This window comes from Agromyces sp. MMS24-JH15 (genome assembly GCF_043518605.1).
Lineage (GTDB): Bacteria > Actinomycetota > Actinomycetes > Actinomycetales > Microbacteriaceae > Agromyces.
Window position 1 is genome coordinate 2,209,666 of sequence record NZ_CP171358.1, and the last position, 14,686, is coordinate 2,224,351.

General features: G+C 72.0%; 12 protein-coding genes, 1 tRNA gene and 1 other RNA gene. 10 read left to right on the plus strand and 4 right to left on the minus strand.

Annotation, left to right across the window (positions count from 1 at the left end; translation table 11 throughout):
• Positions 1–53 precede the first annotated feature (53 nt).
• Positions 54–944, minus strand: coding sequence for an LLM class flavin-dependent oxidoreductase (locus tag ACDF64_RS10010; RefSeq protein WP_394550900.1), 891 nt, complete (start codon positions 942–944; stop codon positions 54–56).
• Between the two features lie 154 nt (positions 945–1,098).
• Between ACDF64_RS10010 and ACDF64_RS10015 the strand changes: the two genes are divergently transcribed.
• From ACDF64_RS10015 to ACDF64_RS10040, 6 genes are all read left to right on the plus strand, one after another.
• On the plus strand, positions 1,099–2,121 hold the full coding sequence (locus tag ACDF64_RS10015) for a dienelactone hydrolase family protein (protein WP_394550902.1): 1,023 nt from the start codon (positions 1,099–1,101) through the stop codon (positions 2,119–2,121).
• A gap of 161 nt (positions 2,122–2,282) precedes the next feature.
• Positions 2,283–3,773, plus strand: a complete 1,491-nt coding sequence (locus ACDF64_RS10020; protein WP_394550904.1) for a DUF1524 domain-containing protein — start codon at positions 2,283–2,285, stop codon at positions 3,771–3,773.
• Between the two features lie 75 nt (positions 3,774–3,848).
• Positions 3,849–4,589 (plus strand): NYN domain-containing protein, encoded by a 741-nt coding sequence (locus tag ACDF64_RS10025; protein ID WP_394550905.1) that lies wholly within the window; start codon positions 3,849–3,851, stop codon positions 4,587–4,589.
• Positions 4,590–4,729: 140 nt separating this feature from the next.
• On the plus strand, positions 4,730–5,230 hold the full coding sequence (locus ACDF64_RS10030) for a SulP family inorganic anion transporter (RefSeq protein ID WP_394550907.1): 501 nt from the start codon (positions 4,730–4,732) through the stop codon (positions 5,228–5,230).
• Positions 5,167–6,345, plus strand: coding sequence for a SulP family inorganic anion transporter (locus tag ACDF64_RS10035; RefSeq protein WP_394550909.1), 1,179 nt, complete (start codon positions 5,167–5,169; stop codon positions 6,343–6,345). Before ACDF64_RS10030 ends, ACDF64_RS10035 begins: the two co-directional genes overlap by 64 nt.
• Before the next feature lie 103 nt (positions 6,346–6,448).
• Entirely contained in the window at positions 6,449–8,320 is a 1,872-nt protein-coding gene (locus tag ACDF64_RS10040; RefSeq protein ID WP_394550911.1) for an alkyl/aryl-sulfatase, read from the plus strand.
• Positions 8,321–8,484: 164 nt separating this feature from the next.
• On the opposite strand, the gene ACDF64_RS10045 is transcribed toward ACDF64_RS10040, so the two are convergent.
• Together ACDF64_RS10045 and ffs are read right to left on the minus strand one after the other, a co-directional pair.
• Positions 8,485–8,572: transfer RNA gene (locus ACDF64_RS10045), tRNA-Ser, on the minus strand.
• An RNA gene (gene ffs, locus ACDF64_RS10050) (signal recognition particle sRNA small type) lies at positions 8,570–8,666 on the minus strand. The genes ACDF64_RS10045 and ffs overlap by 3 nt, the downstream gene beginning before the upstream one ends.
• 101 nt (positions 8,667–8,767) lie before the next feature.
• Here ffs and pta point away from each other — a divergent pair.
• From pta to ACDF64_RS10070, 4 genes are read left to right on the plus strand one after another with little or no spacing between them, the layout of a single operon-like run.
• Entirely contained in the window at positions 8,768–10,933 is a 2,166-nt protein-coding gene (pta, locus tag ACDF64_RS10055; RefSeq protein WP_394550913.1) for a phosphate acetyltransferase, read from the plus strand.
• A gap of 2 nt (positions 10,934–10,935) precedes the next feature.
• A complete protein-coding gene (locus tag ACDF64_RS10060; protein ID WP_394550915.1) occupies positions 10,936–12,150 on the plus strand; it encodes an acetate/propionate family kinase in 1,215 nt (404 codons plus the stop codon).
• Between the two features lie 57 nt (positions 12,151–12,207).
• Positions 12,208–12,783, plus strand: coding sequence for an ArsR/SmtB family transcription factor (locus ACDF64_RS10065; RefSeq protein ID WP_394550917.1), 576 nt, complete (start codon positions 12,208–12,210; stop codon positions 12,781–12,783).
• Positions 12,780–14,165, plus strand: a complete 1,386-nt coding sequence (locus tag ACDF64_RS10070; protein ID WP_394550919.1) for an MFS transporter — start codon at positions 12,780–12,782, stop codon at positions 14,163–14,165. The genes ACDF64_RS10065 and ACDF64_RS10070 overlap by 4 nt, the downstream gene beginning before the upstream one ends.
• A gap of 81 nt (positions 14,166–14,246) precedes the next feature.
• Here ACDF64_RS10070 and ACDF64_RS10075 read toward each other — a convergent pair whose 3' ends face one another.
• The gene (locus ACDF64_RS10075; protein ID WP_394550921.1) at positions 14,247–14,627 is read right to left on the minus strand and encodes a TraR/DksA family transcriptional regulator; all 381 of its coding nucleotides are present in this window, start codon (positions 14,625–14,627) and stop codon (positions 14,247–14,249) included.
• Between the last annotated feature and the right edge of the window lie 59 nt (positions 14,628–14,686).

Consider the following 14,686-nt stretch of genomic DNA (forward strand, 5'->3'; position numbering starts at 1 on the left):
GCGCGACCGCGCCCGAGGTGCGCCGGGCGGAGCCCGACGCTCCTCGACCACGCTCACGACCCTCGCAGCGCCGGCAGCAGCCCGGCGACCTCGTCGAGCACGCGTTCGTCGCCGGCGTAGATGCCGTCGGGGCGCGGCCAGTGGGCCACGACGTCGGTGAAGCCGAGCGCGGCGGCGCGCCCGACGGCGTCCTCGTAGGCTGCGGCACTCGACAGGGAATACCGGTCGGCATCGTCGAGCGAGAGGATGCGTCGCGGAGCGCCCGGGCGGCCCGTCGCGGCCCACGCGTCGTCGAATCGTGCCGCCAGCGACGCGAGATCCGTCCACCAGCCCGCGGCATCCTCGCTCTGGCCGCCCGTCGTGACCCAGCCGTCGCCGACCGTCGCCGCGTACCGAATCGCCCGCGGGCCGTTGCCCGCGACCAGGAGCGGCATCCGCGGCCGCCTGGCCGGGGTCCCGACCATGCGCGCCTCGTGCGCCGTGAACCAGTCCCCGTCGAACGAAATGCCGCCCGAGCCCGGCTCCTCGAACCGCAGCAGCACGTCGAGCGCGTCGACGAACTCGACGAATCGGTCGTGGCGCTCTCGCGGCGTCAGCTCGGCCTGCCCGAGCACGAACGCGTCGAACCCGGTGCCACCCGAGCCGACGCCGAGCAGGATCCGGCCGCCCGAGATGTCGTCGAGCGTCGCGAGGTCCTTCGCGAACGGCACCGGATGCCGGTAGTTGGGGCTCGCGACGAAGAACCCGAGCTCGATGCGCTCGGTGACCGTCGCGGCCGCGGTGAGCAGCGGCACGGTCGCATGCCAGCGCTGGTCGGCGAGGCTGCGCCACGAGAGGTGGTCGTAGGTCCACGCGTGGTCGAACCCGAGTTCCTCGGCCCGTCGCCATCGGCGCGCCGCCTCGGGCCAGTCGTGCTGCGGAAGGATCACGATGCCGAGTCTCACGGGGCCAGCCTAGGCGCGTGCCGGAGGTCGAGGACCGGCGGGTTCCGGTCCTCGAGGAGCCCGGGCGGAGCCCGACGCCCCCTTCCGGTGGTCGAGGAGCGCCGGGCGGAGCCCGACGCGTCTCGAGACCCCCCGATGCGGCACCATGGTCGGGATGAACGGACCGAGCCCGATCGAGGGGTACGAGGACTGGCCGGCCTACGCCTGGGAAACCGCTCGGCGCCGGATCGGCCTCGAGCGCGCCGACTCGGTCGCGGCGGCGATCGGCGTACCGGTGCCGCCACGCGTCGAGCCGCGCATCGATCCGGACGGGGTTGGCGTGGTCGAGACCGACGGCGTCGAGGTCGTCGCGCTGGCGTGGCATCCCGGCTACGGACCCGAGACCCGCGCGTTCCTCCTTCGACCGGCCGGCGAACGGGGCATCCTGCCCGGCGTGCTCGGCCTGCACGCCCACGGCGGCCAGTTCGCGACCGGCGCGCTGCAACTCGTGCGCGCCGCGCCGTGGTCCGGGCCCGAGCACGACGCCTTCCGCGCCCGGTACTTCGACGGCCTCGCGGCGGCGAACGAGCTCGCGCGCCGCGGGTTCGCGGTGCTCGTGCACGATGCGTTCGGTTGGGACTCGCGGCGCGCCCGCCGCTCGCGCGACGAGCGCTCGCCGCAGACCGAGGAGACGCTCTCGAAGGCGGGCGGCATGCTCGGCACCACGTTCGCCGGCATGGTCGCGCACGACGACCTGGTCGCCTTCGACGTGCTCGCGCGGCTGCCCGGGGTCGATCCCGCCCGGCTCGGCGCCTTCGGGTTCTCGGGCGGGGGAGGCCGCGCGTGGCTGCTCGCCGCGCTCGAGCCGCGCCTGCGCCGTGTCGTGTCATCCGGGATGATGTCGACCTTCGAGGCGCTCGTGCCCGAGTTCCTCGACTCCCACTCGTGGCTGCTGTTCGCGCCCGGCCTCCGGCGCATCGCCGAGTGGCCGCTCGTGCCCGATCCGGCGTCCGGCGTCGCGGCGCTCGTCCAGGCCGATACCGCGGACCCGTTGTTCCCGCCCGCGGGCGTCGAGGACGCGGTCAGGATGCTCCGTGCCGCGTGGCCGGCCGACCGGCTCGAGATCTCCGTGCGCGCCGTGGGGCACGTCTTCGACCGCGAGATGCAGGCCGAAGCGTGGGGGTTCCTGGCGGGGTGAGCGGGCGGCTCGCGGAGCCGAATCCTGCATACGGACCATGTGCGAGCTGTACGTGCGCTCGGTGAACGGTGGGAATTCATCGAGGTTCGCTCGAATACGCAGCTGTCTTGAAGGTCGGGGACGTCAGCTGATGGGTTGACCCCACCCGAACGAGGAGCACGATGAGCGCCGCGACGAAGCCGCCCGCCGCTTGGTACCCGGACCCTGAGCACCACTCGATGTGGCGCTATTGGGACGGCGCAGCATGGACGGAGCATCGATCACCCCGAGCGCCGGCGAATGCGGAACCCGTCACGCCAGGAGCGGCCGAGCGGTCACCGGCGGCGACCGACGTGGCGGTCGGGCCGATTCTGCGGTGGCTCGCCCGGCTCACGCCGCTCGGATGGATCGCGCTGATCGGGCTCGCCGTCCTGACAGTCATGTTCTTCGCGACCGCAGGGGTCGGTGGCGGATTGATCGCCATCGGCATGATCGCCCTGATCACCGGCGTCTACGCGTTCGCGACCAAACGCTCCTCCTGGGCGGGGATCGCCGGACGGAAGGTCGCCGCGGGCGTCCTCGCCGGCGGAATGGTCGTCACCGCGTTGGGCGGTGCGGCGTACGGCGAAGCGAACCCGCCGACGACACCGAGCGTGGTCGCGGAACCGAGCGCCGAGCCGAGCGCTGAGCCGAGCGCTGAGCCGAGCGCCGAGCCGACACGTGCACCGAAGTCGACGCCGACGCCGAAGCCGACGCCGACCGGTGAACCCGACGCTCCGGCCACGGTCGTCCCGGCGGGCAGTGATCCGTCGGTGAAGGTCGCCGACAGTTCGGCCACGCAGGGCGCCGCGCTCGCACTGCTCGAGACGCTGCCGATCAAGGGCCGCGCTCCGAAGACCGGCTACGACCGCGAAGGCAAGTTCGGCTCCGCCTGGATCGATGTCGACCGCAACGGTTGCGACACGCGCAACGACATCCTCGCGCGCGATCTCGAGCCCGAGGTGAAGTCCGGGCCGTGCAAGGTCACGTCCGGCACCCTGCAGGACCCCTACACGGGCAGGACGATCGACTTCGTCCGGGGCAACACCACTTCGCTCGCGGTCCAGATCGACCACGTCGTGTCGCTCATGAACGCCTGGGAGACTGGCGCCCAGCAACTGACACAGGCCCAGCGGGTCAGCCTCGCGAACGATCCGATCAACCTGTTCGCCGTCGACGGACCGACGAACAGCCGGAAGGGCGCCGGGGACGCCGCAACGTGGCTCCCGCCCGACAAGACCTTCCGCTGCACCTACGTCGCGCGCCAAGTGTCGGTCAAGGCGACCTACGGCCTGTGGGTCACGAAGGCAGAGCACGACGCCATCGCGTCGATCCTCAGCGCGTGCCCCGGCGAACTCGCGGTGACGTCCTCCTTCACGCCTGCCGCAGCGCCGGCTCCGGCGCCTGCTCCGGTTCCGGTACCCGTGCCCGCGCCCGCTCCTGCGCCTGCTCCCGCGCCTGCTCCCGCGCCGGCGCCGGCGCCTGCTCCCGCGCCTGCTCCGGCTCCTGCGCCGGTGACCCCGTTCGCGAACTGCGATGCCGTCCGTGCCGCCGGCGCGGCGCCGATCCATGTCGGTGATCCGGGCTTCGCTCCGAAGCTCGACCGTGACGGCGACGGAATCGCCTGCGAGTGATCTCGAAGGTTCCGGGCCGGGGTGAGCGGCACCGGTCGCCGCCGAGCGGACGGTAGGCCCTGCCATGCTTGGCGCGTGGCCCAGACGAACGACCTCCTCGCCGTCCTCATCGATGCCGACAACGTGTCGCCTGCCCGGATCGGACCGGTGCTCGCGGAGATCGCGAAGTACGGCACGGCGTCGGTCAAGCGCGTCTACGGCGACTGGACCAAGCCGAACCTGCGCTCCTGGAAGGATGCCGCGAGCGAGCACGTGATCCACCCGATCCAGCAGTTCGACAACACGACCGGGAAGAACGCGACGGACAGCGCGCTCATCATCGACGCGATGGACCTGCTCTACACGCGCCGATTCACGGGCTTCTGCATCGTGTCGTCCGACAGCGACTTCACCCGCCTCGCTTCCCGGATCCGCGAGGACGGCGTCACGGTGTACGGCTTCGGCGAGCGGAAGACCCACGAGTCATTCCGCAACGCCTGCGACCGGTTCACCTACGTCGAGGTGCTCGAGGAGCCGGAGAAAGCGGCAGCAGCCGTGGATGCGGCGGTCCCGGGTCGTACGCCGACGGCCAAGCTCCGCACGGACGGCCGGCTCGTCTCCGTGCTGCGGGCGAGCATCGGCAACGCCTCCGGCGACGACGGCTGGGCGAGCCTCGCGACGGTCGGCGGCCTCGTGCGCAAGCAGCAGCCCGATTTCGATTCCCGGAACTGGGGCTTCGCCAAGCTGTCGGAACTCGTGCGGGAGATCGGACTGTTCGAGGTGGCGGCGAACCCCGGTGGCGGATTGCGCGTGCGGAACGGAGCGCCCGGGCGTTGACTCGGCCGCGACCCGCGCCGCACCCGGCCAGGGTTGACCGCGCTCCGGCCCCCTCATAGCCTTCCAACCGGGGGTCTACGGTGGCGCGGAGGGCGACGAGGTTCGGCAGGCCGACCGCGAAGGATCTCGTCTCGGGACTCGTGACGGGTCTCTTCTCGATCCCCGAAGGCATGGCGTACGCGAGCATCGCCGGGTTCGCGGCCCCGCTCGGGCTGTGGTCGGGCGTGGTGCCGACCATCCTCGGCTCGATCTTCGCGCGCACCGTGCTGATGGTGACGACGCTGACGAGCGCGATCGCGTTGTCGTCGCAGAGCGTGCTCGCGTCGGCGGGTCTGGATCCCGGCGACCTCGGCGCGATCGCGACGATGACCGTGCTGGTCGGCGTCGTCATGCTGATCCTCGGCCTGCTCAAGCTCGGCTCGGTCATGTCGTACGTCTCGACCGCGGTGATGACCGGATTCACGACCGGCATCGCGCTGCAGATCGTCGCGGGCGTGCTCGAGGACGTCACCGGATACGCCCCCGAGTCGTCGAACACGATCGGGAAGTTCGTGGATGTCGCGGTCCACGTCGACGAGTGGCAGTTCGCCCCCTCCTGGTCGCCGCGGCCACCGTCGCGGTGTGGCTGGCGTTCCGGCTGATCGCGCCCCTGCGCTCGTTCGCGACGCTCATCGCGCTCGTCCTCGTGACCGGCGCGGCGGCGCTCCTGCGCATCCCCGTCGAACTGGTCGCGGACATCGCGGCGGTGCCCGCTTCGCTGCCCCCGGTCACCCTGCCCGACGCGACCGCGATCCCGGCCCTGGCGACGGGCGCGGTCGCGATCGCGCTCGTCGCGCTCGCGCAGGCGGCCGGCATCGGCGCCGCCGTCGCCAACCCGGACGGCTCCCGGACGGATGCCTCGAAGGACTTCACCGCGCAGGGCCTCGCGAACCTCGGCGGCGGATTCTTCGGCGCGTTGCCGACGGGCGGGTCGCTGTCGCGCACGGGGGTCGGCACGAGCGCGGGAGCGACCACCCGGTGGTCCGGGATCTTCGCGGGCGTGTGGCTCGCCGTCATCGTGCTCCTGGTGGGGCCGCTCGCGGGCAGCATCCCCATGGCGGTGATCGGCGGGCTCATGATCGTGATCGGCGGGGAGCTGATCGCCGGACGCCGGCTCGACATCGTGCTCGTGCTCCGCACCTCCTGGCCGTCGGCTGTGGCGATGGTCGTGACGTTCCTCGCGACGACGGCACTCCCGTTGCAACAGGCGATCTTCCTCGGCGCGGGGCTGTCGATCCTGCTCACGGCGATCACGGTCACGCGCAACGGACGGCTCCTCGAGCTCACGCGCGACAACTCCGGATCCTGGGCGCTCGGCGACCCGCCATCGACCCTGCAGTCCGGGCGGACGACCGTGCTCCACTACTCCGGTGCGGGATTCTTCTCCGAGGTCAGCCAGATCACGCAGGAATGGCCGGACGCCTCCGATGCGCAGGATGCCGCGATCGTGCTGTCCGTCCGCGGTTCGGCCGGCGTCCCGTCGGCGACGTTCCTGAAGGCGCTGGACTCCGAGCTCGCGCGGCTGCGCGAGCGGGGCATCCCATTCGTCCTGTGCGGGGTGCCGCCCAGGTTCCTGCGCCTGCTCACCCGGACCGGGGCGCTCGACCGGATCGGCCCCGAGAACGTCGTCGCGGCGACTCCGGTGCTCATGGAGGCGGTCGAGACGGCCTTCGATCGCGCCGAGACGATGCGGGCGGTGAACCGGCCGCCCGGCTGACCGGGCGCCGGCGGGAGCCGCCGGCGATCGGAACGGACCGGAACACCGGATCGACCCGACGAACCCGAACCAACCCGAACGAGTGCGAACCGAAAGGACCATCATGACCTTCCCCGATCCGACCCCCGCGATCGTCGAGCAGAATCGGCGCCTCCTCGACTCGCTGCCGTTCGACGACACGGCCGACTTCGACCTGGCCGATCGCGGCTTCATCGCCACGCTCGACCCGCTCGTGATCCGGAACGACGCGGGCCAGGTCGTCTGGGACGGGCAGTCGTACGACTTCCTCACCGGGGATGCGCCGGCATCCGTCAACCCCAGCCTGTGGCGCCAGTCCAAGCTCGTCGCCCGGCACGGCCTGTACGAGGTGGTCGAGGGCCTGTACCAGGTGCGCGGCTTCGACCTCTCGAATATCTCGTTCGTCGAGAGCGACCACGGCGTGATGGTCATCGACCCGCTCATCTCGGCGGAGCCCGCTGCCGCCGCGCTGAAGCTGTACCGCGAGCACCGGGGGAACCGCCCGGTCGTCGCGGTGATCTACACGCACAGCCACATCGACCACTTCGGCGGTGTGTTCGGCGTGGTGTCGCAGGAGGACGTCGATGCGGGGAGGGTCGAGATCATCGCTCCCGAGGGTTTCGTCGAGCACGCCGTCGCCGAGAACGTGTATGCGGGCGTCGCGATGGCTCGCCGCGCGGGCTACATGTACGGCGCCGCGCTCGCCCGCGGTCCGAAGGGGCAGGTGGGGGCTGGGCTCGGCCAGACGACCTCGAGCGGCCTGGTCGGGCTCATCGTGCCGACCAAGGAGATCACGACGACCGGCGAGACCTACGTCGTCGACGGCGTCGAGATCGAGTTCCAGATGGCGCCCGGCACCGAGGCGCCGTCCGAGATGCACTTCCATTTCCCCAAGTACCGCGCGCTGTGCATGGCCGAGAACGCCACCCACAACCTCCACAACCTGCTGACCCTGCGCGGCGCCGTGGTCCGCGACCCGCACGTCTGGTCGCAGTACCTCTCCGAGGCGATCGAGCGCTTCGCCGACCGCACCGACGTGGTCTTCGCCTCGCACCACTGGCCGACCTGGGGGTCCGACGAGATCCGCGGGTTCCTCGGCATCCAGCGCGACCTGTACGGCTACCTGCACGACCAGGTGCTTCGGTTGCTCAACCGTGGACTCACGGGTGCGGAGATCGCCGAGTCCTTCACCCTGCCCCCCGCGATCGAGCGCGCCTGGAACGCGCGCGGCTACTACGGGTCGGTGAGCCACAACGTGAAGGCCGTCTGCCAGCGCTACCTGGGCTGGTTCGACGGCAACCCGGCGAACCTCTGGCCGCACCCGCCGGCCGAGCTCGGCGCGCGCTACGTCGACGCGATCGGCGGCATCGACCGCGTGGTCGAGCTCGCGCGGGCCGCGTACGACACGGCGGACTACCGCTGGGCGGCGACCCTGCTGAGCCACGCGGTGTTCACGGATGCCTCGCACGAGGCGGCCCGCGCGCTCTACGCCGACACGCTCGTCCAGCTCGGGTACGGGGCCGAGAACGGCACCTGGCGGAACTTCTTCCTCTCCGGTGCGACCGAGCTCACCGAGGGCAACTTCGGCACGCCGACCCGGACAGACGCCCCGTCGATCCTCGTGCAGCTGACACCCGAGCAGTTGTTCGACGCCTTCGCGATCCAGGTCGACGGACCGCGCGCGTGGCACCTCGACCTCGCCACGGACGTGACGTTCTCGGACCTCGGGCGCAGCTTCCGGGTGACCCTGCGCAACGGCGTGCTCGTCTACGTCGAGAAGGACCCCCGGCCTGACGCGCAACTGCACCTCACGCTGCCCAAGCTGCGCCTCATCGCGCTCGCCGGCGGAGACACGTCGCAGGACGGAATCGAGGTCGAGGGCGACTGGAGCGTCATCGAGACGCTGCTCTCGGTGCTGCAGCCGGGCGACCCCGACTTCGAGATCGTCGTGCCGTAGGGCCCGCGAGACGAAGAGCCCCGCACCCTTCGGGCGCGGGGCTCATCCGCATGGCGGAGGATGGGGGACCCCGTCGCTCGGCTCCGCCTCGCTCCTCCCCGAATCCACAGCGTCCATGAACGTGAAACGGCGCCGCACCCTCCGGGCGCGGCGCCGTTTCACATTGGCGGAGGATGGGGGATTCGAACCCCCGAGGGCTTTCACCCAACACGCTTTCCAAGCGTGCGCCATAGGCCACTAGGCGAATCCTCCAGAGACTCCTCACGCACCCGCCAGAGCCCGGTTACCCTTGCTGCGTCTCCGCCCTGGGGGAGTTGGCCTGGATGGCGCCACGTGAGGAGCCTCCGCAAGTCTACCCGAGCCGGATGCTCCGGACGAACACGCGGTGCGCACCCGGTGCTCGACCTTTCCCTGCGCGTGGCCCGCTCGGCCCAATAGGCTGGGCGCGTGGCGCACAGCATCTACATCTGTTCCGCCGAGGGCAACACCGGCAAGTCGACGATCGCGCTGGGGATGCTCGAGACGTTCGCGCGGCGCGCGGCGCGCGTCGGCGTGTTCCGCCCGGTCGCCCGTTCGACCGACGAGCGCGACTACGTCCTCGACCATCTCCTCGACCACGACGGCGCGGTCGAGATCTCGTACGAGGATGCGATCGGCGTCGACTACGAGGCCGTGCACTCCGATCCCGAGGCGGCGCTCGCAACCATCGTGCGGCGCTACAAGGCCGTCGAGGCGCGGTGCGACGTGGTGGTCGTCGTCGGCACCGACTACACCGACATCGGCAGCCCGACCGAGTTGTGGTTCAACGCCAGGATCGCCGCGAACCTCGGCGTGCCCGTCCTGCTCGTCCTCGGCGGTCGCGCGAGCGGCGGGCAGGGGCTCGCCGCGTCCGTGGCATCCGACCAACTCGGCGAGGACCTCGCCCGTTCGCCCGAGGAGTTCGTCCAGATCGCCGAGCTCGCGGTCGACGAGCTCACGCGCGAGCACGCGACGCTGCTGGGCATCATCGCGAACCGTGCCGACCCGGACCGCCTCGACGAGATCGTCGCCGCGGTGTCCCGCGTCGCGCGGCACGAGGCGATCGCCCAGGGGACCGACACCGCCGACGGCGTGCACGTCTGGGCCGTCCCGGAGGACCGCTATCTGGTGGCCCCGTCGATGCGCACGATCATGGAGGCGGTCGGCGGCGAACTCGTCTCCGGGGCCGAGGACCGGCTCACGCGCGAGGCGCTCACGGTCGTCGTCGCGGCGATGTCGATGGAGAACGTGCTGCCGCGACTCGTCGAGGGCTCGGTCGTGGTGATCCCCGGCGATCGGTCCGAGGTGCTGCTCGGCGTGCTGCTGGCGCACGCGTCCGCGAGCTTCCCGTCGCTGTCGGGCATCGTCCTGAGCGGCGGAATCCCGCTTGCCGAGAGCGTCGACCTGCTCCTGTCGGGCCTGCGGTCGACGCTGCCGATCATCCGCACCAAGCTCGACACCTATGCGTCGGCGATCGCGATCACGCAGGCGCGCGGCCGGCTGGCCGCGGAGTCGCAGCGCAAGCACGACACGGCGCTCTCGCTCTTCGAGACGCACGTCGACGGGTCCAAGATCCTCGACCTGCTCGACGTGTCGCGGCCCGAGGTGGTCACGCCGATCATGTTCGAGTACCGCCTGCTCGAGCAGGCGCGCGCGGCGCGCAAGCGCATCGTGCTGCCGGAGGGGTACGACGACCGCATCCTCCGGGCTGCGGCGACGCTGCTGCGGCGCGAGGTCGCGGACCTGGTCATCATCGGCGAGGAGATCGAGGTCCGGGCGCGCGCGATCGGCCTGGGCCTGGACATCTCGAAGGCGGAGGTGATCTCGAACCACGACGCGGTGCTCGTCGGCCGGTTCGCCCGCGAGTACGAGCAGCGCCGCGCCCACAAGGGCATGACATTCGAGCGCGCGCTCGAGATCGTGACCGACGTGTCCTACTTCGGCACGATGATGGTCGAGCTCGGCCTGGCGGACGGCATGGTGTCGGGCGCCGCGCACACGACGGCGCACACGATCCGCCCGTCGTTCGAGATCGTGAAGACGCGCCCGGGCATCGACACCGTGTCGAGCGTGTTCCTGATGGCGCTCGCCGACCGCGTGCTCGTCTACGGCGACTGCGCCGTGGTACCGGATCCGACCGCCGAGCAGCTCGCCGACATCGCGATCTCCTCGGCGCGCACGGCGGCGCAGTTCGGCGTCGATCCGCGCATCGCGATGCTCTCCTATTCGACGGGGGAGTCGGGCTCGGGGGCCGACGTCGACAAGGTCCGGGCGGCGACCGCGCTCGTGCGCGAGCGCGCGCCCGAGCTCCCGGTCGAGGGGCCGATCCAGTACGACGCGGCCGTGGATGTCGCGGTCGCGCGCACCAAGTTGCCGGAGTCGGATGTCGCGGGCCGGGCGACGGTGTTCATCTTCCCCGACCTCAACACGGGCAACAACACGTACAAGGCGGTGCAGCGCTCGAGCGGCGCCATCGCGATCGGGCCGGTCCTGCAGGGCCTGCGCAAGCCGGTCAACGACCTGTCGCGGGGCGCGCTCGTGCAGGACATCGTCAACACGGTGGCGATCACCGCCATCCAGGCCGCGGAGGAGTGAGCATGGACGTCGTCCTCGTCGTGAACTCGGGATCTTCATCGTTCAAGTACCAGCTCATCGACGTGGACGCGTCGCGCACGCTCGCGAGCGGGCTGGTCGAGCGCATCGGCGAGGCCGAGGGTCGCGCGGTGCACAAGGTGCCGCAGGATGCCCCGGGCGGGGCATCCACGTCGGAGTCGGAGCGCACGCTGCCGATCCCCGACCACACGGCCGGATTCGGGGTGATGCTCGAGGCCTTCGCCGAGCACGGCCCGTCGCTCGAGGAGGTGCCCCCGGTGGCGGTGGGGCACCGCGTCGTGCAGGGGGGCGCGCGGTTCTTCGAGCCGACGGTCATCACCGACCTCGTGAAGATCAACATCGACGAGTTGTCGTCGCTCGCGCCGCTTCACAACCCGGCGAACCTGCAGGGCATCGTGGCGGCGCAGGCGGCGTTCCCGGACGTGCCGCACGTGGCGGTGTTCGACACGGCGTTCCACCAGACGATGCCGCCGTCGGCGTACACGTACGCGATCGACCGCGAATTGGCCGAGAAGCACCGGGTGCGCCGGTACGGGTTCCACGGCACCTCGCACCGGTTCGTCTCGCGGGCGGCGGCCGAGTTCCTGGGGCGGCCGGTCGAGGAGCTCCGCCAGATCGTGCTGCACCTCGGCAACGGGGCATCCGCGTGCGCCGTGGACGGCGGGCGTTCGGTCGAGACGAGCATGGGGATGACGCCGCTCGAGGGGCTCGTGATGGGCACGCGGTCGGGCGACATCGACCCGGCGGTGCTGCTGCACCTCCAGCGACGCGCGGGCCTGAGCGCCGACGACATCGACGACCTGCTCAACAAGCGCAGCGGCATGCTGGGCCTGACCGGGCGCGGCGACCTGCGCGACATCGAGGATGCCTCGGAGGCGGGCGACGAGACCGCGGATTTCGCGTTGTCGGTCTACGCGCACCGGATCCGGTCGTACATCGGGGCCTACGCGGCGCAGCTCGGCGGCGTCGACGTGATCTCGTTCACCGCCGGGGTGGGGGAGAACTCGCCGGACATCCGCGGCCGGGCTCTCGCGGGGCTCGAATGGTTCGGCATCGAACTCGATCCGGAGCGCAACGCGCCGCGCTCTCGCGTGGCACGCCGGATCTCGACGGATGCCTCGCGGGTCGAGGTGCTCGTCGTGCCGACGAACGAGGAGCTCGAGATCGCGCGGCAGACCGTGGAGGTCGTCGCGGGCTGAGGCCGGAGGCCCACAAGAACTGTTGCGCAATAACTCTTGTGGAACTACGCTGACGGCATGTCCGATCCCACGCGCATCGACGTGCACGACCCGGGGCCCATGCGCGCGCTCGCGCATCCCGTCCGGCTGCGGATCCTCGGGATGCTCCGCGTCGACGGACCCGCGACCGTCGGCATGCTCGCCGAGCGCACGGGCGAGGCGCCCGGCTCGGCGAGCCACCACGTGCGCACGCTCGCGAAGCACGGCTTCGTCGTCGAGGCGCCCGAACTCGCACGAGACCGCCGGGAGCACTGGTGGCGGGCCGCGCACGAGTTCACCGTGTCCGAACCCGCCGAGTTCCTCGGCGACCCCGAGCGACGGTCCGCGTCCGACGCGATGCGGCGCGCCATCCTCGACTCCTACCAGGTGGAACTCGTCCGCGCGCTCGAGGCCGAGCACGCACTCGACGCGGACTGGGTCGCGGCATCCGACTCGAGCGACATCGCGGCGCACCTCACGCTCGACGAGTTCCGCGAACTCGCGGCCGACCTCGCCGAGGTGCGCGACAAGTGGGTCGCACGAGGGCGCGTGCCACGCGACGGCACGCGGACCGTCCGCGTGATCACGCACGCCTTCCCGAGGAGCGACGCGTGAGCGCGGAATCCGGCGGTCCCGAGGCATCCGGTCCGTCCGGCGCGTCGCGCGCGTCAGCGGTGCAGGACGGCGCGCCCGCCGCCGCCGGCGGGTTCGCGATCGCACCGGATGCCCCGCGCCGCACGCCGCTCGTCGCCGCGCTCGCCGCGGCCCTGTGCTCGCTCGGCGGCAATGCGATCTCGCTCGTCGCGCTGCCGATCATCGCGCTCCAGCTCACCGGGTCGCCGCTCGCGGCCGGGGTCGCGGGCGTGTTCGCGACCGTGCCGCTGGTGATCGGCGGCGCGCTCGGCGGCGTTCTGGTCGACCGGTTCGGCTACCGCCGGTCGAGCATCGTCGCCGACCTGGCGAGCGGGCTCGCGGTGCTCGCGGTGCCGCTCCTGCACGCGGTCGGCGGGCTGAGCTTCCCGGCGCTGCTCGCGCTCGCGTTCGTCGGCGGGCTGCTCGACCCGCCGGGCGACACCGCCAAGACCTCGCTGACGCCCGACCTCGCTCGCCTCGCGGGGGTGTCGATCACGCGCGCGGCCGGCGCCCAGTCCGCCGTGCAGCGCACCGCGATGATGCTCGGCGCCGGGCTCGCGGGGACCGTGATCGGGCTCGCCGGGCCCATGGCCGCGCTCGTCGTCGACGCGGGCGCGTTCGCGATCGCCGCGGTGCTCGTCGCGGTGTTCGTGCCGCGCCGGCTCCTCGCCGCGCCGGCAGCGGAGGCGGCCGTCGCGTCGGCGGGTGCGGCATCCGTGCCGGAGGATGCCGCGCCCGGGGCATCCTCGACCGGCGGATTCGTCGCCGGCCTGCGATTCGTGGCGCGCTCGCCGCTGCTGCGCGCGATCGTGCTGCTCGTGACCCTGACGAACGCGATCGACGCGGCCGGCATGACCGTGCTCAAGCCGCTCTACGCGACCGAGGTGCTCGGCAACCCGGCACTGCTCGGATTCATGGTCGGATGCTTCGCCGCGGGCGCGCTCATCGGCTCGGCCGTCTTCGGCGTGGTCGGGCACCGGTGGAGCGGCCGCGCGATGTTCGCCGCGTGCTTCGTGCTGGCCGGCACGCCGCCGTACCTCGCGATGGCGCTCGGCGCGCCCGCGCCCGTCCTGCTGCCGGTGCTGCTGGCCTCGGGCCTCGCGGCGGGCGCGCTCAACCCGATGATCTCGACGGCGATGTACGGGCTCGTTCCCGACGGCATGCGCGCGCGGGTGTTCGGCGTGACGACGGCCGGCGTGGTCGCGACGATGCCGCTCGGCGCGTTCCTCGGCGGGCTCGCGGCGGATGCGTTCGGGCTCGGCCCGACCGTCGCGGCGTGCGCGATCCTCTACGCGGTCCTGGGGGCGAGCCCGCTCGTGCTGCGGTCCTTCGACGGTCTCGCGGCCGCGCGCGGCGACGCGTGAGCGCGCGCTGCGGCGCGTGAGAGCGCGCGGCGACGCGTGAGAGCGCGCGGCTGCGCGTGACCGCTCGCGTGCGCGGCCGGGTCAGCCCTGGAGGCGTGCGCAGTCGATGCAGAGCGTCGCGGTCGGCCTGGCCTCGAGGCGCGCGACGGCGATCGGCCGCCCGCAGTTCTCGCAGATGCCGTAGCTGTGGTCGGCGAGGCGCGCGAGCGCGCGCCGGACGTCGGCGAGCTCGAGCTCGGCGTCGGCCAGCACGGCGGTCCGCTGCGACCACTCCTGGATCATGGTCGGGCCCTCGGGGTCGTGCTCGTCATCGGCCGCGGCCGTGTCGGATCGTGCAGCGCGCACCTCGAGCATGCCCTCGCGGTGCTCGGCCAGCCGGGACTCTGCCTCGACCTCCTCGGCGAGCAGCAGGCGCTCGAACTTCTCGACTCGGGCCGGGGTGAAGCTCCTGGTGGTGGTCATCGAAGCCCTCCCTCCCGCCGCGACGACGCGGCGACGGGCGGCGCGTCCCAGCGCCGCGT